Source organism: Micromonospora sp. NPDC047527 (genome assembly GCF_040643015.1).
Taxonomy (GTDB): domain Bacteria; phylum Actinomycetota; class Actinomycetes; order Mycobacteriales; family Micromonosporaceae; genus Micromonospora.
The window spans coordinates 141,950-164,713 of sequence record NZ_JBEYTK010000006.1 but is presented as its reverse complement, the minus strand read 5'-3'; the positions used below and the strand labels follow the sequence as shown (position 1 = coordinate 164,713).

Annotated in this window: 21 protein-coding genes; 7 read left to right on the top strand and 14 right to left on the bottom strand. The window is 71.6% G+C overall.

The features are described 5' to 3' along the window. The first annotated feature begins 5 nt into the window (after nucleotides 1-5). Together radA and disA are read left to right on the top strand one after the other, a co-directional pair. On the top strand, nucleotides 6-1,463 hold the full coding sequence (radA, locus tag ABZ808_RS22915) for a DNA repair protein RadA (RefSeq protein ID WP_357009942.1): 1,458 nt from the start codon (nucleotides 6-8) through the stop codon (nucleotides 1,461-1,463). A 131-nt stretch (nucleotides 1,464-1,594) separates the two neighbouring features. Next, nucleotides 1,595-2,776, top strand: coding sequence for a DNA integrity scanning diadenylate cyclase DisA (gene disA, locus ABZ808_RS22910; RefSeq protein WP_007466050.1), 1,182 nt, complete (start codon nucleotides 1,595-1,597; stop codon nucleotides 2,774-2,776). A gap of 6 nt (nucleotides 2,777-2,782) precedes the next feature. Here disA and ABZ808_RS22905 read toward each other — a convergent pair whose 3' ends face one another. The 3 genes from ABZ808_RS22905 to ABZ808_RS22895 all read right to left on the bottom strand — a co-directional run bounded on the left by ABZ808_RS22905 (nucleotide 2,783) and on the right by ABZ808_RS22895 (nucleotide 4,717). Further along, a complete protein-coding gene (locus ABZ808_RS22905; protein ID WP_357009939.1) occupies nucleotides 2,783-3,505 on the bottom strand; it encodes a hypothetical protein in 723 nt (240 codons plus the stop codon). A gap of 118 nt (nucleotides 3,506-3,623) precedes the next feature. Beyond that, the gene (locus tag ABZ808_RS22900; RefSeq protein WP_357009936.1) at nucleotides 3,624-4,208 is read right to left on the bottom strand and encodes a peptide deformylase; all 585 of its coding nucleotides are present in this window, start codon (nucleotides 4,206-4,208) and stop codon (nucleotides 3,624-3,626) included. Further along, the gene (locus ABZ808_RS22895) at nucleotides 4,205-4,717 is read right to left on the bottom strand and encodes an ACT domain-containing protein (RefSeq protein WP_357009933.1); all 513 of its coding nucleotides are present in this window, start codon (nucleotides 4,715-4,717) and stop codon (nucleotides 4,205-4,207) included. The genes ABZ808_RS22900 and ABZ808_RS22895 overlap by 4 nt, the downstream gene beginning before the upstream one ends. A 96-nt stretch (nucleotides 4,718-4,813) precedes the next feature. Between ABZ808_RS22895 and ABZ808_RS22890 the strand changes: the two genes are divergently transcribed. Further along, nucleotides 4,814-5,725, top strand: a complete 912-nt coding sequence (locus ABZ808_RS22890; RefSeq protein ID WP_357009931.1) for an A/G-specific adenine glycosylase — start codon at nucleotides 4,814-4,816, stop codon at nucleotides 5,723-5,725. A gap of 281 nt (nucleotides 5,726-6,006) precedes the next feature. Here ABZ808_RS22890 and ABZ808_RS22885 read toward each other — a convergent pair whose 3' ends face one another. From ABZ808_RS22885 to lysS, 3 genes are all read right to left on the bottom strand, one after another. Continuing rightward, nucleotides 6,007-8,538 carry an ATP-dependent Clp protease ATP-binding subunit gene (locus tag ABZ808_RS22885; RefSeq protein WP_357009928.1) on the bottom strand — a complete coding sequence of 844 codons (2,532 nt, stop codon included), beginning with the start codon at nucleotides 8,536-8,538 and terminating at the stop codon, nucleotides 6,007-6,009. 513 nt (nucleotides 8,539-9,051) lie between these two features. After that, nucleotides 9,052-9,396: an Lsr2 family protein gene (locus ABZ808_RS22880; protein ID WP_357009926.1), complete on the bottom strand. Its 345-nt coding sequence runs from the start codon at nucleotides 9,394-9,396 to the stop codon at nucleotides 9,052-9,054. Between the two features lie 110 nt (nucleotides 9,397-9,506). Then, complete coding sequence (lysS, locus tag ABZ808_RS22875; RefSeq protein ID WP_357009923.1) at nucleotides 9,507-11,015, bottom strand: lysine--tRNA ligase; 1,509 nt, start codon at nucleotides 11,013-11,015, stop codon at nucleotides 9,507-9,509. A gap of 90 nt (nucleotides 11,016-11,105) precedes the next feature. On the opposite strand from lysS, the gene ABZ808_RS22870 reads away from it, so the two are divergent. Then, nucleotides 11,106-11,843 carry a class I SAM-dependent methyltransferase gene (locus tag ABZ808_RS22870; protein ID WP_357009920.1) on the top strand — a complete coding sequence of 246 codons (738 nt, stop codon included), beginning with the start codon at nucleotides 11,106-11,108 and terminating at the stop codon, nucleotides 11,841-11,843. A 12-nt stretch (nucleotides 11,844-11,855) separates the two neighbouring features. On the opposite strand, the gene ABZ808_RS22865 is transcribed toward ABZ808_RS22870, so the two are convergent. From ABZ808_RS22865 to ABZ808_RS22830, 8 genes are all read right to left on the bottom strand, one after another. Next, nucleotides 11,856-12,614 (bottom strand): type III pantothenate kinase, encoded by a 759-nt coding sequence (locus ABZ808_RS22865; protein WP_357009917.1) that lies wholly within the window; start codon nucleotides 12,612-12,614, stop codon nucleotides 11,856-11,858. Between the two features lie 17 nt (nucleotides 12,615-12,631). Further along, the gene (gene nadC / locus ABZ808_RS22860) at nucleotides 12,632-13,528 is read right to left on the bottom strand and encodes a carboxylating nicotinate-nucleotide diphosphorylase (protein ID WP_357009914.1); all 897 of its coding nucleotides are present in this window, start codon (nucleotides 13,526-13,528) and stop codon (nucleotides 12,632-12,634) included. Continuing rightward, nucleotides 13,525-15,219, bottom strand: coding sequence for an L-aspartate oxidase (locus tag ABZ808_RS22855; RefSeq protein ID WP_357009911.1), 1,695 nt, complete (start codon nucleotides 15,217-15,219; stop codon nucleotides 13,525-13,527). Before ABZ808_RS22855 ends, nadC begins: the two co-directional genes overlap by 4 nt. A 109-nt stretch (nucleotides 15,220-15,328) precedes the next feature. Further along, entirely contained in the window at nucleotides 15,329-16,225 is an 897-nt protein-coding gene (locus ABZ808_RS22850; protein WP_357009908.1) for a septum formation family protein, read from the bottom strand. A 96-nt stretch (nucleotides 16,226-16,321) separates the two neighbouring features. Next, nucleotides 16,322-16,750: an aspartate 1-decarboxylase gene (gene panD, locus ABZ808_RS22845; RefSeq protein WP_357009905.1), complete on the bottom strand. Its 429-nt coding sequence runs from the start codon at nucleotides 16,748-16,750 to the stop codon at nucleotides 16,322-16,324. A 44-nt stretch (nucleotides 16,751-16,794) separates the two neighbouring features. Next, nucleotides 16,795-17,643 carry a pantoate--beta-alanine ligase gene (panC, locus tag ABZ808_RS22840; RefSeq protein ID WP_357009902.1) on the bottom strand — a complete coding sequence of 283 codons (849 nt, stop codon included), beginning with the start codon at nucleotides 17,641-17,643 and terminating at the stop codon, nucleotides 16,795-16,797. Continuing rightward, on the bottom strand, nucleotides 17,640-18,614 hold the full coding sequence (locus tag ABZ808_RS22835; RefSeq protein WP_357009899.1) for a Rossmann-like and DUF2520 domain-containing protein: 975 nt from the start codon (nucleotides 18,612-18,614) through the stop codon (nucleotides 17,640-17,642). Before ABZ808_RS22835 ends, panC begins: the two co-directional genes overlap by 4 nt. A 111-nt stretch (nucleotides 18,615-18,725) precedes the next feature. Then, on the bottom strand, nucleotides 18,726-19,298 hold the full coding sequence (locus ABZ808_RS22830; RefSeq protein WP_357009896.1) for a TetR family transcriptional regulator: 573 nt from the start codon (nucleotides 19,296-19,298) through the stop codon (nucleotides 18,726-18,728). A gap of 118 nt (nucleotides 19,299-19,416) precedes the next feature. Between ABZ808_RS22830 and ABZ808_RS22825 the strand changes: the two genes are divergently transcribed. From ABZ808_RS22825 to ABZ808_RS22815, 3 genes are all read left to right on the top strand, one after another. Further along, a complete protein-coding gene (locus ABZ808_RS22825) occupies nucleotides 19,417-20,328 on the top strand; it encodes an SDR family oxidoreductase (protein ID WP_357009893.1) in 912 nt (303 codons plus the stop codon). Nucleotides 20,329-20,420: 92 nt separating this feature from the next. After that, complete coding sequence (locus tag ABZ808_RS22820; protein WP_357009890.1) at nucleotides 20,421-21,575, top strand: SAM-dependent methyltransferase; 1,155 nt, start codon at nucleotides 20,421-20,423, stop codon at nucleotides 21,573-21,575. Further along, a complete protein-coding gene (locus tag ABZ808_RS22815; RefSeq protein WP_357009888.1) occupies nucleotides 21,572-22,759 on the top strand; it encodes an NADH-quinone oxidoreductase subunit D in 1,188 nt (395 codons plus the stop codon). Before ABZ808_RS22820 ends, ABZ808_RS22815 begins: the two co-directional genes overlap by 4 nt. The last annotated feature ends 5 nt before the right edge of the window (nucleotides 22,760-22,764 follow it).

Sequence of the window (22,764 nt, the reverse complement as noted above, 5' to 3'; positions counted from 1 at the left end):
CTGATGTGACCACCTCCCGATCGACGTCGCCACGCGGCGGCACGGCCGGTGCCGCCCGCGGCCGGTCCGCCGCCCGCGAGCCGCGCCCGGCCTACGAGTGCGACGCCTGCGGGCACCAGCCCCCCAAATGGGTGGGGCGCTGCCCAGAGTGCGGCGAGTGGGGCTCGGTGGTCGAGTCCACGGTGACCGGCCCGACCGTCTCCGGTCGGGTGGTCAGCTCCCGGATGCCGGCCGAGCCGGCCCGGCCGATCGCCACCATCAGCGCCGCTCCGGCCCGCGCCCGGCCCACCGGCGTGAGCGAGCTCGACCGGGTGCTCGGCGGCGGGCTGGTCCCCGGCGCGGTGGTGCTGCTCGCCGGCGAGCCCGGCGTGGGCAAGTCGACCCTCCTGCTGGATGTGGCCCAGCAGTGGGCGGTCGGCGCCGGCAGCCCCTCGCTGGTGGTCAGCGGAGAAGAGTCGGTCAGTCAGGTGCGGTTGCGCGCCGAGCGGATGGGCACCCTGCACGACCAGCTCTACCTGGCGGCCGAGAGCGACCTGGCGGCGGTGCTCGGGCACCTCGACGCGGTCAAGCCCGGTCTGCTGGTGCTCGACTCGGTGCAGACCATCTCCACCACCGGCACCGAAGGGGTGCCCGGTGGGGTGACGCAGGTCCGCGCGGTCACCTCCGCGCTGGTCTCGGTCGCCAAGGAACGCGGCATCGCCACCGTGCTGGTTGGGCACGTCACCAAGGACGGCCAGGTGGCCGGGCCCCGGGTGCTGGAGCACCTGGTCGACGTGGTGCTGCACTTCGAGGGCGACAAGCACTCCTCGCTGCGCTTGGTGCGCGGCGTCAAGAACCGGTTCGGCGCGGCCGACGAGGTCGGCTGCTTCGAGATGCACGAGGGCGGCATCAGCAGCCTGGCCGACCCGTCCGGTCTGTTCCTGACCCGCTACTCGGAGCCGGTCCCCGGCACCTGCGTGACGGTGGCGATGGAGGGGCGACGGGCACTGGTCACCGAGGTGCAGGCACTGATCGGCGCGACGGTGGCCGGCTCGCCCCGCCGTACGGTCTCCGGCCTCGACTCGGCCCGCCTCGCCATGGTGCTCGCGGTGCTGCAACGGCGCACCGAGCGGTTGACGCTGCACGACCGGGAGGTCTTCGCGGCCACCGTGGGCGGCATCCGGGTGGTGGAGCCGGCGGCCGACCTGGCCGTCGCGTTGGCGGTCGCGTCCGGCGGGCTCAACCTGGCGATCGCGCCGCACCTCGTGGCGATCGGCGAGGTGGGCCTGACCGGTGAGGTGCGCCGGGTCGGTGCGGTGCCCCGCCGGCTGGCCGAGGCGGCCCGACTGGGGTTCAAGGTCGCCCTGGTTCCGCCGGGTTGCGGCCCGACCAGCACCGGCGCCGGGCCCGAGCAGATGCGAGTGACCGAGGTCACTGACGTCCGCTCGGCACTGCACCATGCGGCTCGCGCGTCCGCCGAGTGACCCACCGTGCCGACGCGGACGGCCATACCGGACACCACGGCGCCAGCGGAAATGCTCGGAAGGGGCAGCATCGTGACACATCACAGTAACCACGACAGCACCCACCGCACGGCAGTCCGTAGACTGTGCCCGTGCCGATCGACCGCGACACCACCAAGCCTGCCGGCGCGCCACCCCAGGCCCGCACCGGCGCTGTGGGCTCGCCAGCCCGCCCGATCAGCGTGAGCGTCACCGCCGCCGCCGGCAGCGCCGGCGACCCGCTGCGGGCCAACCTTGCCCTGATGGCACCCGGCACCGCGCTGCGGGACGGGTTGGAGCGCATCCTGCGCGGGCGTACGGGCGCGCTCATCGTGCTCGGTTACGACAAGGTCGTCGAGGGCCTCTGCACCGGCGGCTTCCCGCTGGACGTGGAGTTCTCCGCGACCCGGGTCCGCGAGCTGTGCAAGATGGATGGTGCGGTGGTGCTGTCCAGCGACGGCACCCGCATCGTCCGGGCGGCCGTGCACCTGATGCCCGACCCGTCCATCCCGACCGAGGAGTCAGGCACCCGGCACCGCACCGCCGAGCGGGTGGCCCGGCAGACCGGCTACCCGGTCATCTCGGTCAGCCAGTCCATGCGGATCATCAGCCTCTACGTCAACGGTCAGCGGCACGTGCTCGACGACTCGGCGGCGATCCTGTCCCGGGCCAACCAGGCGCTCGCCACCCTGGAGCGCTACAAGCTCCGGCTGGACGAGGTCTCCGGCACGCTGTCCGCCCTCGAGATAGAGGATCTGGTCACCGTACGGGACGCGGTGGCGGTGGTGCAGCGACTGGAGATGGTCCGCCGGATCGCCGACGAGATCGCCGGTTACGTGGTCGAGTTGGGCACCGACGGCCGACTGCTCGCCCTCCAGCTCGACGAGCTGATGGCCGGCGTGGATGCCGACCGCACGCTTGTCATCCGGGACTACCTGCCGGTCGGCCGCAAGTCCCGCACCCTGGATGAGGCGCTGGTCGAGCTCGACCTGCTCGGTGCCACCGAGCTCATCGACCTGGTGTCGGTCGCCAAGGCGATCGGCTACCCGGCCGCCTCGGACGCGCTGGACGCCGCCGTCAGCCCGCGTGGCTTCCGGCTGCTGGCCAAGGTGCCCCGCCTGCCGGTGGCCGTCGTCGACCGCCTGGTGCTGCACTTCGGCAGCCTCCAGCGGCTGCTGGGCGCGACCGTGGAGGATCTGCAGGCCGTCGAGGGGGTGGGCGACGCCCGCGCCCGGGGCGTCCGGGAAGGGCTGTCCCGGCTCGCCGAGGCATCCATCCTGGAGCGGTACGTCTGATCCGGCTCAGCCGGTAATGGTGATCTTCACGGGTGCGCTGAGCTTGGTGCCGACCCGGGCGAACGCCTGGTACGTCCCCGCCTGCGGGAACGGGCCAGCGGCCAGCCCACTGCCGTCACACCGGGTGGCGTCCCGCCCGTTCCAACCCACCTGGTAGGAGCGCTCGAAGTTCGGCGTGAAGGACTGCACGTCCGAGCCCTGGACCTTGCCGCAGGTGTCCGAGGACCACACCTTCTCGGCACCGGACTTGATGAAGATCTCCTGGAGATCGGCGCCGACGTTGCGGCTGCACGTCCGGTCCGACGTGTTCTTGATCTTCAACTGGAGGTCGACCACCGCCCCGCGCTGCACCGAGGTCGGCCGCGCCACCGCTGTCACACTGATCTCCGCGTCGGTGCAGGTGCTGTCGTCCACCGAGCCGGCGGAGCCTGGCGGCGGGTTGTTGCTGGTGATCTCGGGGGCCGGCTCCGTGGTCTCAGGAGCGGCGGACCCGGACGCAGGCGGAACCCCGGTCTGCGGTGTCAGCACCGGCCCGGCCGGCCCCGGGCTCGCGGTTGACGGGCTCACGGTCGGCGTCGGCGTAGCCCCCGCCTCCGTTCGCCCGCCCGAGCGACCCGAGCCGGTGCAGGAATAGAGCAGGACAATCAGGAAGAGAAGCCCCGCTCCGAGTACGACGGCGCGACGCCGCCAGTACACGGCGGGTGGCAGGGGGCCGACCGTCAGACGCATGATGCCCCCCACCGTAGCCGCGCCGCACCCACCAGCCCGGCACGACGCGCCGTAACGCCACCCCGACGACCCAACAACCCTCCATTAGGGACGGAGGGGACGGTCGTCCACGGCCCGATCAGAGGTAGACCTTTCGCTGGTAGACGGCGTGTGCGCCGGCCACCCGGTCCAGGAAGAGCAGGCCCGCGCAGTGGTCGATCTCGTGCTGCAACGCCCGCGCCTCGAAACCGTCGGTCACCAACCGGACCGCCGCGCCGCTGCCCGGCAGATCACCCTCCACGACCAGCCGGCTGGCCCGCTTCACGTCCCCGGTCAGGTCCGGCACCGACATGCAGCCCTCCCGGCCCGGCTTCCACCTCGTCGCTTCGACGACCCGGGCGTTGCAGAGCACGAACGTGCCGTGCACGGTCACCGCCTTCGGATGCCCGGTCACGTCGACGGCGAAGACCCGAGCGCCCACGCCGATCTGCGGCGCGGCCAAGCCCACGCAGCCCGGCGAGACCCGCATGGTGGCCACCAGATCGGCGGCCAGCCGGACGGTCTCCTCGGCCGTCGGATCGACGTCACCCCCGGCCTGGCTCAACACCGGGTGCGGGGCCGACACGACGGCCCGCACCTCACCCGGCACAGCCAACGACTCCGGTGTCCAGTCACCCAGGCCGGCGTACGCCTCGACGTCCGGACCGCCGCGCTCGCCGCTCACAGCAGGTCCGGGTCTGCCGGCCGAAGTGTGACCTCCACGCCCAGTTCGGCGGCCGTCCGGTGCAGCCGGTCGGCCAGCGTGTCCGCGACACCGGCCGGCAACTCGACCTCAGCCAGCACCACGTAGAGCGAACCCGCCAACCGGGTGCTCAGGTCGGTGACGTTTCCACCGGCGTCCACCAGCACCCGGGTCATGGCCGCGACGATGCCCATCCGGTCCGACCCGTGCACCGCCATCACGTACGGCTCTCCGACTGGGGCAACCTCACCGTCGGGCGTGACCGCGCGTACGGTCGCCAGCAGCTGCCCCTCGGCGGCCAGCGCCTCCAGCGCCGCCTCGACCTCGGCGGCGGCCGGCCCGGTGCAGATGAGGGTCATCGCGAAATGCCCCCGCAGGCGGGTCATCGTGCTGTCGGTGAGGTTCGCGCCCAACCGGGCCAGGACCTCGGCGACGTCGGCCACGATGCCCGGCCGGTCCCGGCCGATGACGGTGATCGCGAGCTCGTTCATCCGCGCATTCTGCCCGATCCGCCCACCGTCGCGTCGACACCCCACCCGAGCCGCCCATCCAGCGGGAACACATCGCGTGACATCATCGACGGCGCCATGACTCAACCCGATTTCGCCGCCCTGGTCAGCCGATGGTTCCAGCAGCACGCCCGTGACCTGCCGTGGCGCGAGCCCGGGGTCACACCGTGGGCCATCCTGGTCAGCGAGGTCATGCTCCAGCAGACGCCGGTGGTCCGGGTCGTCCCGGCCTGGCACGCCTGGCTGGCCCGCTGGCCGGAGCCGGCCGCGCTGGCGGCGGACACACCCGCCGAGGCCATCCGGATGTGGGGACGCCTCGGCTACCCCCGTCGGGCCGTCCGGCTGCGGGAGTGCGCGGTCGCGATCGTGCAGCGGCACGGCGGCCAGGTGCCGGACCGGCTGGAGCAGCTCCTGGCGCTGCCCGGGCTGGGCACGTACACGGCTCGGGCGGTGGCCGCGTTCGCGTACGGGCAGCGGCATCCGGTGGTCGACACCAACGTACGGCGGGTGGTCAGCCGGGCCGTGGCCGGCGAACCGGACGCCGGACCGGTCACCCGCCCGGCCGACCTGGTCGCCACCGAGGAGTTGCTCCCGACGGAGCCGGCCGCCGCTGCGCTGGCCAGCGCCGCGTTCATGGAGCTGGGCGCGGTGATCTGCACGGCCCGGTCGCCGCGCTGCCCGGCCTGCCCGGTCGAGTCGGTCTGCGCGTGGCGGGCCTCCGGGCAGGCTGCGCCGGCCGGGCCGACCCGCCGCCCCCAGCGGTACGCGGGCACCGATCGGCAGGTACGCGGACTGTTGCTCGGGGTGCTCCGGGAGACCACCGGGCCGGTCCCACACCAGCGGCTCGACCAGGTCTGGACCGATGACGTGCAGCGCGCCCGCGCCCTGGCCGGCCTCGTGCAGGACGGCCTGGTCGAACCGGTCGGCGCCGACTCCTTCCGCCTGGCCGGAGACGGCCCGTCCCTCCCGACCGCCGACCTCACCACCTGACCCGCCGAACCCTTCGGCGCGCCCCCGCCGGCCGCTGCGGCGCAGGCCTTGATTCGGCGCGCCCCCGCCGGCCGCTGGGGCGCAGGCCTTGATCGACTCCATATCGCCGATATCGGGGTTTCCCGGGGGCAGGACACCGCCATGTCGCCGATACGGAGTCGATCACCGCACGAGGCGCACGGCGCCTCCGAGGTGTTAGCCGCGCATGGTGAGCGGACAGCGCAAAAGGCGGGGTCCGGTGGCTTGCGCCACCAGACCCCGCCCTCTTGCTGCTGGTTGAGCTACTCGTCCGCGCCTGCGGCGGCGGTGCCACCGAGGTCGGCCGGCACGGCGTCCGGAACCTCGACCGGCTTCTCCGCGCCCCGGAAGACGAGCTTGGACTTGTCGATGTCGTTCGGGTCGCCTTCGCAGTCCACCACGACGATCTGACCGGGGGTCAGCTCGTTGAACAGGATCCGCTCGGAGAGGTTGTCCTCGATGTCGCGCTGGATCGTGCGACGAAGCGGACGGGCACCGAGCACCGGGTCGAAGCCCTTCAGCGCCAGGTACTTCTTGGCGTTGTCGGTCAGCTCCAGACCCATGTCCTTGTTGTGCAGCTGCGTCTCGATCCGCCGGATCATGATGTCCACGATCGAGAGGATCTCGTTCTGCCGCAGCTGGTGGAAGACGATGGTGTCGTCGATCCGGTTGAGGAACTCAGGCCGGAAGTGCTGCTTGAGCTCGTCGTTGACCTTCTGCTTCATCCGGTCGTAGTTGGACTCGGAGTCCTCCGACTGCTGGAAGCCCAGCGACACGGCCTTGGCCACGTCGCGGGTGCCCAGGTTGGTGGTCAGGATGATGACCGTGTTCTTGAAGTCCACGATCCGACCCTGACCGTCGGTGAGCCGACCGTCCTCCAGGATCTGCAGGAGCGTGTTGAACACGTCCGGGTGGGCCTTCTCGATCTCGTCGAAGAGGACCACCGAGAACGGCCGACGACGCACCTTCTCGGTCAGCTGCCCGCCCTCGTCGTAGCCGACGTAGCCGGGAGGGGCACCCACCAGCCGGGAGACCGTGTAGCGGTCGTGGAACTCGGACATGTCCAGCTGGATGAGGGCGTCCTCGCTGCCGAACAGGAACTCGGCGAGCGCCTTGGACAGCTCGGTCTTACCGACACCGGACGGGCCGGCGAAGATGAACGAGCCCGACGGGCGCTTCGGGTCCTTCAGGCCGGCCCGGGTACGCCGGATCGCCTTCGAGACCGCCTTGACCGCGTCCTCCTGGCCGATGACGCGCTTGTGCAGCTCGTCCTCCATGCGCAGCAGGCGCGAGGTCTCCTCCTCGGTCAGCTTGTAGACCGGGATGCCCGTCCAGTTGCCGAGCACCTCGGCGATCTGCTCGTCGTCGACCTCGCTGACGACGTCCAGGTCACCGGCCTTCCACTCCTTCTCCCGCTGCGCCTTCTGACCAAGGAGCTGCTTCTCCTTGTCACGCAGTTGGGCGGCGCGCTCGAAGTCCTGCGCGTCGATCGCGGACTCCTTGTCGCGACGCACCTGGGCGATGCGCTCGTCGAAGTCACGCAGGTCTGGCGGCGCGGTCATCCGACGGATCCGCATCCGGGCACCGGCCTCGTCGATCAGGTCGATCGCCTTGTCCGGCAGGAAGCGGTCGGAGATGTACCTGTCAGCCAGCGTCGCGGCAGCCACGAGAGCGGCGTCGGTGATGCTCACCCGGTGGTGCGCCTCGTAGCGGTCGCGCAGGCCCTTGAGGATCTCGATGGTGTGGGCCAGCGACGGCTCACCCACCTGGATCGGCTGGAACCGGCGCTCAAGCGCGGCGTCCTTCTCCAGGTGCTTGCGGTATTCGTCGAGCGTGGTGGCGCCGATGGTCTGCAGCTCACCACGGGCCAGCATCGGCTTGAGGATGCTCGCCGCGTCGATCGCGCCCTCGGCGGCACCCGCACCCACCAGGGTGTGGATCTCGTCGATGAACAGGATGATGTCGCCGCGCGTGCGGATCTCCTTGAGCACCTTCTTGAGGCGCTCCTCGAAGTCACCGCGGTAGCGGGAACCAGCGACCAGCGCACCGAGGTCGAGCGTGTAGAGCTGCTTGTCCTTCAGAGTCTCGGGCACCTCGCCCTTGATGATCTTCTGGGAAAGCCCCTCCACCACGGCGGTCTTACCGACGCCGGGCTCACCGATCAGGACCGGGTTGTTCTTGGTACGGCGGGAGAGCACCTGCATGACCCGCTCGATTTCCTTCTCGCGCCCGATGACCGGGTCGAGCTTGCCCTCGCGGGCGGCCTGGGTCAGGTTACGGCCGAACTGGTCCAGCACCAGGCTGGTCGACGGCGCGGCCTCACCCGGGGCGGCGCCAGCGGCGGCCGGCTCCTTGCCCTGGTAACCGGAGAGGAGCTGGATCACCTGCTGGCGGACCCGGTTGAGGTCGGCGCCGAGCTTGACCAGCACCTGGGCGGCGACGCCCTCACCCTCGCGGATCAGACCGAGCAGGATGTGCTCCGTGCCGATGTAGTTGTGCCCGAGCTGCAGCGCCTCGCGCAGCGACAGCTCCAGCACCTTCTTGGCCCGCGGCGTGAACGGGATGTGCCCGCTCGGCGCCTGCTGGCCCTGGCCGATGATCTCCTCGACCTGCTGACGGACGCCCTCCAGGGAGATGCCGAGGCTCTCCAGGGCTTTCGCCGCGACGCCTTCACCTTCGTGGATCAGGCCCAGCAGGATGTGTTCCGTACCGATGTAGTTGTGGTTGAGCATCCGGGCCTCTTCTTGGGCCAGGACGACAACCCGTCGCGCTCGGTCGGTGAACCGCTCGAACATGCCCTCGTGCTCCTCACGTGCCGTGCGCCTTGATGGTCAAGATCTTGGCGGGGCCGGTGCACGAACGTCCAGGACGGGCGTCCGTGCCTCCTTACTCTATCGTCGCTGACCGACTCAGCTGAGGTCGTGTGTCTCTGCTCTGGGTCAGTTCCACGTCGTTTTACACAACCGTCCGCGCTCAGGAGGTGTTCCGGTACCCCTGTCGCTACGCGCAGAGCGAAATCCGACCGGCGCGACAGAAGCCCTCTCCCGGCCCTCGGAGCGTCTCCGGGGCCCTGCGGAGGGCGGACCGGCGTCGGCGACGAGCACCAGGCGCGGCCCTCAGGGAGTTATCCACAGGCTGTGGATTTCCACTCCACTGGTTGTGGACAACGTCGGTCCGGCCCGAAAGCTTCCCCGGGCCGCGAACCCCGCCGGCACCGCCCCTTCACACGGCGACGCCGGCCCGGAGAATCTCCGGCCCGGCGTCGGTGTCGCCCTGCGGCGGCCAGCGGCCACCGATTGCTGAACGGATCAGCGCTTGGCGTGGTACTCGTCGACGATCTCCTGCGGGATACGGCCCCGATCCGAGATGTCCTTGCCGGCCTTCTTGGCCCACTCCCGGATCGCCTTGTTCTGCTCCCGGTCGGCGGTCGCGCCACCCCTGCCGCGGGCAGCCCGTCCACCGATCACCACGCCACCGCGACCCACCTTGGTGCCCGCACCGACGTACGGCGCGAATACGTCGCGCAATTTCGCGGCGTTGACACCGGACAGGTCGATCTCGTACTGAACGCCGTCGAGCGCGAACTTGACGGTCTCGTCAGCGTCCCCACCGTCCAGGTCATCGACCAGCTTGTGAATGATTTGCTTGGCCACGTCCCACATTCCTTTCAAGCAGGGTGTCCTGCTAACGAGAGCACAATAACCCCCGCACTGCTCGCCTCGTCAATGGGATGCGGTTCCGACTCGCTGAGAGCCAGCTGTGACTACTCCGGGCGGACCAGCGGGAAGAGGATCGTTTCCCGAATTCCGAGGCCCGTCAGGGCCATCAACAGCCGGTCGATTCCCATTCCCATACCGCCCGCCGGCGGCATTCCGTACTCCATCGCCCGGAGAAAGTCCTCATCGAGACGCATCGCCTCGTCGTCGCCTCGGGCGGCGAGCTGCGCCTGGGCCAGCAGCCGTTCCCGCTGCACCACCGGGTCGACCAACTCGGAGTACGCGGTGCCCAGCTCGAAGCCGAGCACGTAGAGGTCCCACTTCTCCGCCAGGCCCGGCTCGGTGCGGTGCGCCCGGGTCAGCGGGCTGGTCTCCTCCGGGTAGTCCCGAACGAAGGTGGGCGCCTCCAGGCCGGGCACGACCAGTTCCTCGAACAGTTCCTCGGCCAGCTTGCCCGGGCCCCACTTCGGGTCGACGGCCAATCCCACCTTGTCGGCATACTCCACCAGACGGGACCGTTCGGTGCGGACCGTGACCTCCTCGCCGAGCGCCTCTGAAAGGACTCCGAAGAGTGTCACCGAGCGCCACTCGCCGCCGAGGTCGAACTCACGCCCGTCCGCGTGGGTCACCACGGTCGAGCCGCCGACCGCGATCGCCGCCTGTTGCACGAGATTGCGGGTCAACTCGGCCATCGTGTCGTAGTCGCCGTACGCCTGGTAGGTCTCCAGCATCGCGAACTCGGGCGAGTGCGAAGAGTCGACGCCCTCATTGCGGAAGTTGCGGTTGATCTCGAAGACGCGATCGACGCCGCCGACCACGGCGCGCTTGAGAAACAGTTCCGGGGCGATTCGCAGATACAGATCCGTACTCAACGCATTGCTGTGGGTCACGAACGGTCGGGCCGCTGCTCCACCATGCAACAGTTGCAGCATCGGCGTTTCCACCTCGATGTAACCCTGCCCGTGCAGTGAATCGCGGAGACTGCGCACCGCCGCGGCGCGGGTACGGACCATCTGCCGGGCCTGCGGCCGGACGATCAGGTCGACGTAGCGCTGCCGGACCCGGGCCTCCTCGGAGAGCGGCTTGTGCGCCACCGGCAGTGGCCGCAGCGCCTTGGCGGTCATGTCCCACCGCTCGGCCAGCACGGACAGCTCACCCCGGCGGCTGGTGATCACCTCACCGGTCACGCCGACGTGGTCACCGAGGTCGACCAGGCGCTTCCAGGCCTCCAGCCGCTCCGGTCCGACCCGGTCCAGGGAGAGCATCGCCTGCAACTCGGTGCCGTCACCGTCGCGCAGGGTCGCGAAGCAGAGCTTTCCGGTGTTGCGTACGAAGATCACCCGGCCGGTGACCGAGACCTGATCGCCGGTCGCGGTGTCCGTGGCCAGGTCGGCGTACTTCGCGCGGATCTCGGCGAGGGTGGTCGTCCGGGAGAAACCGACCGGGTACGGCTCGATGCCCTCGGCGAGCATCCGGTCCCGCTTCTCCCGGCGGACCTTCATCTGCTCGGGAAGGTCGTCGGCGGGGTCCACTGGCACGGCGTTCTGCTCGCTCACGGCACGCTTCCTCGTCACGAAAGATTACGGGGGGTCAGGCCCGAGCGTACTCAAGCGTTCCGGGGGTCGTTACCGGATAACCTGCCCGCCATGGTCGATCACACTCACGCCCTCTCCTTCGGCGCTGCGGCGAGCGATTACGACCGGTTTCGACCCCGTTATCCGGAAGCGGCGGTCCGCTGGGCACTTGATGGGTTGAGCGACGCCCGGGTGGTAGACCTGGGCGCGGGCACGGGCATCCTGACCCGCGCCCTGCTCGCCCTCGGCCATGAGGTCGTACCCGTCGAGCCAGATCCGGGGATGCGAGCGCAGCTCGCGGACGCCACGCCGGGCACGACGGCGCTCGCGGGCAGCGCCGAGGCCGTGCCGCTGCCCGACGGCGCGGCGGACGCGGTGCTGGTCGGCACGGCCTACCACTGGTTCGACCGGGAGCCCGCGCACGCCGAGATCGCCCGGGTGCTCCGGCCCGGCGGTGCCTTCGCGCCGATCTGGAACGTCCGGGACGACCGGCTCGACTGGGTGGCGGAGCTGAGCCGGATCGCCCACATCGGGGAGAAGTCCGCCAACCTGATCGAGAGCTACACCGACTTCGGCGCGGCCTTCGACGCCATCGAGCTCGGCGAATTCACCCACCGCGCCACACTCACCCCCGACGAGGTGCTCGGGATGATCCGCACCCGCTCGTACTGGCTCACCGCGTCCAGCGCGGACCGGCAGCGGGTCGAGCGGGAGCTCCGGCATCTCCTGGACACCCACCCGGACCTGGCCGGTCGGGAGACCGTCGAGCTGCCGTACCGCACGATCGTCCTGCGCGCCCGGCGGCGCTGAGCCCCACCGGCGTCAGAGATTGCGGTCGTAGACCATCCGCAGGCCGATCAGCGTGATCATCGGCTCGTGGTGGGTGATGCTGTGGCACTCGTTGATCACCAGGGAGGCGAGGCCGCCGGTGGCGATCACCGCCTTCACCTCACCCAACTCCTCGGTCATCCGCTCGACGATCCGATCCACCTGGCCGGCGAAGCCGAAGTACAGGCCGGATTGGAGGCACTCCACGGTGTTCTTGCCGATCACCGAGCGGGGCTTGGTCGCCTCGACCTTGCGCAGCTGGGCGGCCCGGGCGGCCAGCGCGTCGAAGGAGATCTCGATGCCCGGGGCGAACGCCCCTCCGAGGAACTCGCCCCGACCGCTGATCACGTCGAAGTTGGTTGTCGTGCCGAAGTCCACCACGATCGACGGCCCGCCGTAGAGGGTGTACGCGGCAAGCGTGTTCACCACCCGGTCGGCGCCCACCTCCTTCGGGTTGTCGATCGCCAACTGCACACCCGTCCGCACCCCGGGCTCGACGATCACGCTCGGCACGTCGGCGTAGTAACGGCCGAGCATGGTCCGCAGCGACCGCAGCGCGGCCGGCACCGTGGAGCAGGCGGCCACGCCGGTGATCTCGACGTTGTCCGCGGCGAGCAGGCCCCGGAACTTCAGGCCCAGCTCGTCCGCCGTCGAGCGGGCATCGGTCTTGATCCGCCAGGAGTGCACCAGCTTGTCGCCGTCGAAGGTCGCCAGCACGGTGTTGGTGTTTCCGATGTCGATGCAGAGCAGCACGCACGCAGCCTAGACAACTATTCCGTGCGCAGGTCCAGCGCGATGTCCAGGATCGGCGACGAATGGGTAAGCGCACCCACCGAGAGGAAGTCGACGCCGGTGGCCGCGTACCGGCCGGCCGCCTCCAGGGTCAGCCCGCCGGTCGCCTCCAGCTCCGCCCGGTCACCCACCGCGGTCACCGCCTCGGCCAGCACCTCCGGCGTCATGTTGTCGCAGAGCAGGAACGCCGCACCGGCCTCCACCGCCTCCACCGCCTCGGCGACCGTGGTCACCTCGACCTGCACCGGCACCTCCGGGAACGCCTCCCGGACCCGCCGGTACGCCGCGGTGATGCCCCCGGCCGCCAGCTTGTGGTTGTCCTTGATCATGGCGACGTCGTAGAGGCCCATCCGCTTGTTGGTGCCCCCACCGGCCCGCACCGCGTACTTCTCCAGCGCCCGCAGCCCCGGCGTCGTCTTGCGGGTGTCCAGCACCATCGCCTTCGTGCCCGCGAGGGCGTCCGCCCAGGCGCGGGTGTGGGTGGCCACCCCGGACATCCGGCACAGCAGGTTGAGCGCCGTCCGCTCGGCCGTCAACAGCAGCCGGGTCGGGCCGGTCACCGTCGCCAGCACGTCGCCGCGGGCCACCCGCTCACCGTCGCGGGCCAGCTGCGACACCTCGACGGTACGCCCGAACCCGGTCACCTCGCCGACCAGCTCGAACACGGCGGCGGCCACGGCCAAGCCGGCCAGCACACCGTCCGCGCGGGCCACCAGGTCGGCGGTGTCGATCTGCTCCGCCGGGATGGTCGCCACGCTTGTGACGTCGAGGAAATCCGGCCCCAGATCCTCGACCAGCGTGTTCTCGATCACCTGCCGTACCTGTGCCGGATCCAGTCCAGCCGCCCGCAACGCCGCCTGCGTCGACTCTGTCATGAACGTCCCTCCCATTGCTGCGTCAACCCGCCCTGCGTCCCGACCGCCCCGACCAGATGGCCCAGCCACCGCTCGTCGGCCGTCGGGAAGTCCTCCCGCCAGTGGCATCCCCGCGTCTCGGTGCGCGCGTACGCGGCGGCCACCAGCGTCGACGCCACCGTGAGCAGGTTGGTCGCCTCCCAGTCGGCCGTCCGCGGCCGGCCCCGGGCAACGCCCAGCTCGGTCAGCGTCCCCGCCGTCTCGGCCAGCGTCGCGGCGGAGCGGAGCACCCCGGCTCCCCGCGTCATGGCCCGTTGCAGGGTCGGCGTCGCCTCGGCCGGCAGCACCCAGCCCTCGCCCCCGCGCCAGGCGCCGGTGTCCGCCGGCTGAACCTGCTCGGGCAGACCCGCCGCGATGTCCTCGGCGATCCGCCGGGAGAAGACCAGGCCCTCCAGCAGCGAGTTGCTGGCCAGCCGGTTCGCACCGTGCACACCCGTGCAGGCGACCTCGCCGCAGGCGTACAGGCCGGGGATGGAGGTGCGGCCGCGCAGGTCGGTGCGGACGCCGCCGGACGCGTAGTGCGCGGCCGGCGCCACCGGGATCAGGTCGGTGGCCGGGTCCACGCCGATCGCCAGGCAGGACGCCACGATGGTCGGGAACCGCCCGGCCAGGAAGGCCCCACCCAGGTGTCGGGCGTCGAGGAAGACGTGGTCCGCGCCGTTGGCCAGCAGCACCCGGTGGATGCCCTTGGCCACCACGTCCCGGGGAGCCAGCTCGGCCAACTCGTGCTGGCCCACCATGAACCGTTTGCCGTCGGAGTCCACCAGGTACGCGCCCTCGCCGCGCAGCGCCTCGGAGACGAGCGGCTGCTGCGCGTGCCCGGCGCCGGGCACCCCCGCACCGGGTGGGGTGATCAGGGCCGTCGGGTGGAACTGGACGAACTCGACGTCGGTCACCGCCGCGCCGGCCCGCATCGCCAGCGCCACCCCGTCGCCGGTGGAGACCGCCGGGTTGGTGGTGGCCGCGAAGACCTGCCCCATTCCCCCGGTGGCCAGGACCACCGCACGGGCCAGCAGCGCGCCGACACCGTCCTCGCTGCCCTCGCCCAGCACGTGCAGGGTGATCCCGCAGGCCGGGCCGAGGCCGTCCGGGCCATCGCCGGGCGCTCGCAGCAGGTCCAGCACCAGGGCGTGCTCCACCAGCCGGATCCACGGGTCGCGCTGCACCGCCGCGTGCAGTGCCCGCTGCACCTCGGCGCCTGTCGCGTCGCCACCTGCGTGCACGATCCGGTCCGCCCGGTGGCCGCCCTCGCGGGTCAGCATCAGCGAGCCGTCGGGGTGGCGGTCGAACTCGGCGCCGATCCGGATCAGCTCCCGCAGCCGGGTCGGGCCCTCCTCGACCAGTGCCCGGACCGCCGCCGGGTCGCAGAGCCCCACCCCGGCGATCTCGGTGTCCCGGGCGTGCGCCGCCGGGGTGTCCGCCGGGTCGAGCACGGCCGCGATGCCACCCTGCGCCCACCGGGTCGAGCCGTCGTCAATGTTGACCTTGGTGACGACCGTGACGTGCAGACCCGCCTCACGCAGATGCAGCGCGGCGGTCAACCCGGCCACCCCGGAGCCCACGACGATCACGTCGGTGGTCTCCACCCAGCCGGGCGCGGGAGCGGCCAGCTTCGGGGGCAGGGCCGGCAGATCGACGGTCGGAAGGTCCATCCCCCCAGTCAACCCGAACCATCCTCGCTCGGGGGCGACGGGGGCGGGACGAGTGGTTTGGGCTACCCCGTCCGACGGCGGCAGCGCCGCGCCGACCGGCGGGCCCCGGTCACTTCGTCCGGACCGGCAGGCCAGCCGGGCCGACGCCCCGCAGCGAGGCGGTCACCGTACGGTCGCTGAGCCACAGGTAGCAGCGGACACCCCGATCACCGACCCGCCAGCGCCCCGCACCCGGCGGACGCACCACCACGCCGCTGCGGAACCGCAGGTGGACGTCGTTCGGGACGCCGACGTACCGGCCGAGGACGCTGCGGCAACCGTCGTAGAGCGGCACCCAGTCGGCGTCCTTGGCGGGGTACGGCTTGTCCGGTGCACGCCACACCCCGACGAACTCGGCGTCGTGCTGCGTGCCGCACTCCACCGGAACCAGCGTCCGCACACCCGCGCCTGCCCCGCCACGGGTCTGCTGACAGCCCAACCGCAGCCCGGAGGCCACCTTCAACGCGTCCCGCAGACTGCCCGACCGGACCACGACGGTGGCCGCCGCCTCGACCGTTGTCAGCTCGGTGAGGTCACACCGGAACCAGCGGGAGCCGGCCGCCCAGCCCGGCCCGGACGGCAACGCCACCGACAACCGCAGCCGCCCGGCCCGCCAGTCGTCGCCCACGTACCCGGAGGCCCGGGTGTCGCACTCGGCGAACGCGCCGCGCAGCTCCGTCGACCCGTTGGCCGGGGCGGCGGCCTGCTCGGCCGGGAACGCCCCCACGTGCACGGTCTCCACCCGGTGCGGGCCGGCGCAGTCGATCGGCTGATAGCTGGCCAGGGTGATCACCTCGGCGAAGTCGGCGGCCTGGCACACACCGGCGGCCGGCGTGAACGCCGTGGCCGGCGGCAGCGCCGCCCAGTCGTCGGTCAGGTCGCCGTCCAGGTCACCGGACGCGGCACAGCCCACCAGCAGCACCGCCGAGACGGCAGAGGCGAACAGGGTCGTCATGGCACGGCGCATCGCGGCCTCCCCCAGCCACCGACCATCTTCCGACGGCGTGCCAAGGGTAACCGGAAATGACCTTCCGGTGACAGACCGGAATCGCGCCGCGTGGGATCAGACGCCGGACACGGCCAGCGGGCTGGGTACCGGGTCGCCGGCCGTGCCCGGGGCCGCCGCAGCCGGGTCGGCACCCAGCTCGACGACCCGGTTGTCGGCGTCCACGTGCACCACCCGGGGCCGGTACGACCGGGCCTCGGCGTCGTCCATCTGCCCGTACGAGATCAGGATGACCAGGTCACCGGGGTGCACGAGGTGGGCGGCGGCACCGTTGATGCCGATCACGCCGCTGCCCCGCTCACCCGGGATCACGTACGTCTCCAGCCGGGCGCCGTTGGTGATGTCCACGATCGCGACCTGCTCACCGGGGAGCAGGTCGGCGGCGTCGAGCAGGTCCTGGTCCACCGTCACCGAGCCGACGTAGTGCAGGTCCGCCTGGGTCACCGTAGCTCGGTGGATCTTCGACTTGAGCATGGTCCGCAGCATCGGGGCTGGCCTTTCACGAAAGTGGTGGAGAGGGTGCGGCCGGGTCAGGAGCGAGGGGCGAGGTGGACAGCCGCGTTGTCGATCAACCGGGTGCTGCCAACCCACGCGGCGATCACCAGCCGCGCCGGCCCGGACACCGGCCCCGGCTCCAGGTCGGGATCGGTGAGCACCAGGTAGTCGAGCTGAGCGCCGGGCGTACCAGCGCCGAACGCGGCGTGCGCGGCGGCCAGCACCGCCCCCGCGTCCCGGCCGTCGTCGGCGGCCCGGGCGCCGGCCCGCAGCGCGGCGGAGAGGCTCAGCGCCGCCGCCCGCTCGGGCTCGCTCAGGTAGCGGTTGCGGCTGGACAGCGCCAACCCGTCCGGCTCCCGAACGGTCGGTACGCCGACCACCTCGACCGGCACATCCAGGTCCCGGGCCATCCGCCGCACCAGGCTGAGCTGCTGATAGTCCTTCTCACCAAAGAACGCCAGGTCAGGCCGGGTGAGCTGGAGCAGCTTGAGCACCACGGTCAGCACGCCGTGGAAGAAGCCGGGGCGACTGGCACCCTCCAGCTCCGCGCCGAGCGGCCCCGGGTCGAGACGCACCCGGGGCTGGCCGTCCGGATACATGTCGGCCACCGACGGGGCGAAGACCAGGTCGGCCCCCGCCCGCCGGCACACCTCCAGGTCGGTGTCGAGGGTGCGCGGATAGCGGTCGAAGTCCTCGTTCGGCCCGAACTGCAACGGGTTCACGAAGATCGTCACCAGCACGTGGTCGGCCCGTTCCCGGGCCGCCCGCAGCAGCGTCTCGTGCCCGGAGTGCAGGGCGCCCATGGTCATCACCACGCCGACCGTGCCCTTCAGCGCGGCCCGGGCCTCGGCCAACTCGGCCCGCGTGTGCACGAGCTGCGTCATGCCGCCACCCCCCGATCGCTGTTAGCCAGCACGCCCAGCAGCGACTGCGCGTCCACCGGCCGCAGCCGGCCGGCGGCGATCGCCCGGTCGGCGGTACGCCGGGCCAACGCCAGATACGCGGGAACAGACTCCGGCGCGGTGGCCGCCAGCCGGGCCAGGTGCCGCTCGACCGTGCCGGCGTCGCCCCGGGAGACCGGGCCGGTCAGCGCGTCGTCGCCGAGCCGCAGCGCGTTCTCCAGGGCGGCCCGCAGCAGCGGGGCGAGCACCTTCTCCGGCCGGGCCACCCCGGCGTCACGCAGCCGGTCGGTCGCCTCGTTCACCAGGGTCACCAGGTGGTTCGCGCCGTGTGCCAGCGCGGCGTGGTACAGCGGGCGGTCCGTCTCGGCCACCCACTCGGGCACGCCACCCAGGTCGGCGACCAGCCGGGCCGCCAGCGGGCGCAGCTCGGCCGGGGCGGTCACCCCGTACGAGATGCCGGCCAGCCGGGCCAGGTCGTCCGGCGTACCGGTGAAGGTCATGGCCGGGTGCAGGGCGAGCGGGCGGGCGCCGGCCGCGGCGGCCGGGGCCAGCACGGCCAGCCCGTGCGCGCCGGAGGTGTGGGCGACCACCTGGCCCGGACGCAGCGCGCCCCGCTCGGCGAGGTCGGCGACCACGCCGGCCAACGCGTCGTCCGGCACGGCGATCAACAGCAGGTCGGCGGCAGCGTCGGCGACGGCGTCCACCGGACGGCGGGGCACCTCGGGCAGCAGCAGGGCGAGCCGGGCGCGACTGGCCCCGGAGCGGCCGGCCACGGCCACCACCCGGTGCCCGGCGGCGACGAGTGCCGCGCCCAGCACGGCACCGACCCGGCCGGCGCCGACGACGCCCACGGTGAGCAGACGGGAGGTGGCGGGGGCGCCGGTGACGGCGCGGTCCCACGGTGCGGCGGGCCCAAGCTGGGCGGCCGGACGCGGGCGCAACGGTGCGCTCATGGCGACGATCCAGTCCTCGAGAAGGGGTACCGGTCGATCGCAAGTATGCTCCCGCGCCGCAGAGCCCAAACAGGATGTGTGAAAACCTTCACCACCCCGCGCGGGCTCTCGTCACCGCCTCCCCGGGGGCGACGTGATCGCGCGCAGCTCAGCGGCCACCTCGGCGATCAGTTCGGCGAGCGAGGCGTCGCTGCCGGGCGCGACCCAGCGGGCGTACGCGACCCGGAAGACCGTGACACCCGACTCGGTGGCCAGGGTGGCCGTGGTCTCGTCGAGGCCCTTGGCACGCAGGGCGGTGGTGACCGCGGCCACCAGCGAGCCCACCTTCCGCAGTTCGCGTTCCTGCAGCTCCGGGCTGCTCTCGATGATGGCCTGTCGCGCCCGGACCAGTTCGAGGCGGTCGACGAAGACCTCCTCCGCCATCCGTTCGAAGGCGGCGATGACCACCTCGAATGGGCCGGCGTCCGTCTCGGCCACCGTCTTGGCCAGGACCTCCTCCAGGTGCCCGCTGCCACTGAAGAGGGCCTCGCGCTTGTCCCCGAAGAGCCGGTAGAAGGTGCGCTTGTCGAGGCCGGCACGGCCGGCGATGTCGGCGACGGTGGTCTGTTCGAAGCCGCGCTCGCGGAACAGCTCGAAGGCGGCCGCCTCCAGGCGGCCGCGCGCGTCCGGTTGCCAGCGGGCCATGCGGCGATGGTATCCGATGTCACACCGCGACATTATTTCCGGCGCGATGTCGCGTGGTGACATCAGGCGAGGTACGGTGATGTCGCAATGTGACATCGGCACTCACGAAGGAACCACCATGCGCGTATTCGTCACCGGCGCCTCCGGCCATGTCGGCTCGGCAGTCGTACCGGAACTGCTCTCCGCCGGACACGAGGTTGTCGGTCTGGCCCGCTCCGACGCGTCCGCAGCCGCGATCGAGAAGATCGGCGCTCAGGCACGCCGCGGCGATCTTTACGACCTCGACGTGCTCCGCGAAGAGGCAGCCGCCTCCGACGGGGTGATCCATCTGGCGTTCCGCCACGACCTCATGATCAACGGCGACCTGGCCGGCGCCGCCTCGGCTGACCTGGACGCCCTCACGGCACTCGCCGACGGCCTGGCCGGCTCCGGCAAACCCCTGGTCGGCACGGGCGGGACGGCCATGCTCGTGATGGGCGGCATCGTCGGCCGCCCCGGCACCGAACGCGACACCTTCCCGGGCGGCGGCTACCGGATCGACGCGGAGAACTTCGTGGCAGGCCTCGCCTCGCGCGGGGTGCGCTCCTCCATCATCCGGCTCGCGCCCACGGTGCACAGTTCGCTCGACCGCTACGGCTTCATCACCATCATCATCGCGGCGGCCCGGCGGAACGGGTACGCCGCGTACGTCGGCGAGGGCGCCAACCGGTGGCCGGCCGTGCACACGCTCGACGCAGCCCAGCTCTACCGGCTCGCCCTGGAGAAGGCCCCGGCCGGTGTGCGCCTGCACGGGGCCGCCGACGAGGGAGTCCCCTTCCGGCAGGTCGCCGCCGCCATCGGCCGCAACCTCGACCTCCCGGTCCGGAGCATCAGCCCCGACGAGGCGAACGACTACTTCGGCTTCCTCGGGCAGTTCGCGCAGATGGACAATCCCACGTCGTCCGCGATCACGCGCGAACTGCTGGGCTGGACCCCTGCCCACCCCGGCCTGATCGCCGACCTGCACGAAGGGCACTACTTCCGGGCATGAGCCACGACGGCGGCGCGGCGGGGATCGGAGTCGCCTCCGGACGGTGGCCGTAGGGTCGGCACGGTGACGCCCCCAGAACTCGGAGCGAGCTGATGCCGATCCCGTGGCGGGACGCGATGAGCCTGGCCCTCTACGGGCCGGACGGCTTCTTCGTGGCCGGCACCGGGCCGGCCGACCACTTCCGGACCAGCGTGCACGCCTCCCCGGCCTTCGCCAGGGCGCTGCTCCGCCTTCTCGCGCAGGTCGACGCGGCCCTCGGCCACCCTGACCGGCTCGACGTTGTCGACGTGGGCGCTGGGCGCGGGGAGCTTCTGCATGGCCTGCTGCGATCCATCGAAGACGCCGCCGGGCTCGCGGTGGGGGTTTCCGCCCGTCGGTCGCCCGGCGATCCGTCGGCCGTCGCCGTTCGCCCGTCGCTTGCGGGACGGGTGCGGTTCACGGCAGTCGAGTTGGCACCCCGCCCCCCGCACCTGCCGGAGAAAATCGACTGGGTGTCTGAGATTCCTGCGGGGATCAACGGGGTGTTGCTGGCGACCGAGTGGTTGGACAACGTTCCGCTCGACGTGACGGTGCACACCGAAGATGGCTGGCGGTACGTGCTGGTCGATCCCGACAGTGGTGCGGAGACCGTTGGTGACCTGGTCAGCCCCGCCGATCTTGAATGGCTCACAAGGTGGTGGCCCACCAGCCCGCCCGGTACGGACGGTGACCCCAGTTTTGGTGTGCCCTGGACGGACGCGACCAGCGGAGGCGAGTCGGGTTTCCGGGCAGCCCCCCACCACAACCACCGCGCAGAGATCGGCAGACCACGGGACGAAGCCTGGGCAGCAGCGGTGAAGAGCGTCGAACGTGGGTTGGCGGTGGCGGTGGACTACGGGCACCTGCGGGACAGCCGGCCGGTGGACGGGACGTTGACCGGGTACCAGAGTGGACGACAGGTGCCGCCGGTGCCGGACGGGACCAGGGATGTGACCGCGCACGTGGCCATCGACTCGGTCGCCTCCGCCGGCGCGGCGGTCGCCCGGTGCGCGTACTCCCTGGTCTCACAGCGGGAGGCGCTGCGGGCGCTCGGGGCCGACGGCGGCCGACCCCCGCTGAGTCTGGCCGGCACCGACCCGGCCGGGTACGTGCAGGCGCTGGCCGCCGCGTCGGCGGTGGCCGAGCTGACCGACCCGGCCGGGCTCGGCGGCCACTGGTGGCTGCGCCAACCGGTCGGCATCGGGCTCGGGCCGGCCGTGGCACGATGACGGGCATGACCACCGACGCCGGGGACCTCCGTGAACTGACCGTCGGCACCGGGGCCGGCCTGGTCGCCGGGACCGGCGGTGAGCAGCTCGGCACCGACATGGTGCTGAACATCGGCCCACAGCACCCGTCGACACACGGCGTGCTGCGGCTCAAGCTGGTGCTCGACGGCGAACGGGTCATCGCCTGCGAACCGATCGTCGGCTACATGCACCGGGGTGCCGAGAAGCTCTTCGAGGTACGCGACTACCGGCAGATCATCGTGCTGGCCAACCGGCACGACTGGCTCTCGGCGTTCTCCAACGAGCTGGGCGTGGTGCTCGCCGTGGAACGCCTGATGGGCATGGAGGTGCCGGAGCGCGCCACCTGGCTGCGGATGGCCCTCGCCGAGCTGAACCGGGTGCTCAACCACCTCATGTTCCTCGGCTCCTACCCGCTGGAGATCGGCGCGATCACGCCGATGTTCTATTCGTTCCGGGAACGGGAGACCATCCAGGCGGTGATGGAGGAGGTCTCCGGCGGCCGGATCCACTACATGTTCAACCGGGTGGGCGGCCTGAAGGAGGAGGTGCCCTACGGCTGGACGGGCCGTGCGCGGGCGGCGATCGGCGAGGTACGTCGACGGCTGCCCGACCTGGATAACCTGATCCGGCGCAACGAGATCTTCATGGCCCGCACCGTGGGGGTTGGTGTGCTGTCCGCAGCCGACGCCGCCGCGTTCGGCGCGTCCGGGCCGGTGGCTCGGGCCTCCGGGCTCGATCTGGACCTGCGCCGCGACGACCCCTACCTGGCCTACGACGAGCTGGACGTTCCGGTGGTGACGAAGACCGCCGGGGACTGTCACGCTCGCTTCGAGGTGCTGCTCGACCAGGTGTACGTGTCACTGGACCTCGCCGAGCGATGCCTGGACCGGGTGGACCAGCTCACCGGGCCGATCAACACGCGGCTGCCCAAGGTGCTGAAGGCCCCGGAGGGGCACACCTACGCGTGGACCGAGAACCCGCTCGGCATCAACGGCTACTACCTGGTGTCCCGGGGCGAGAAGACGCCCTGGCGGTTGAAGCTGCGCACCGCGTCGTACGCCAATGTGCAGGCGTTGGCCACCCTGCTCCCCGGCTGCCTCGTACCGGACCTGATCGCGATCCTCGGCTCGATGTTCTTCGTGGTCGGCGACATCGACAAGTAACCCGG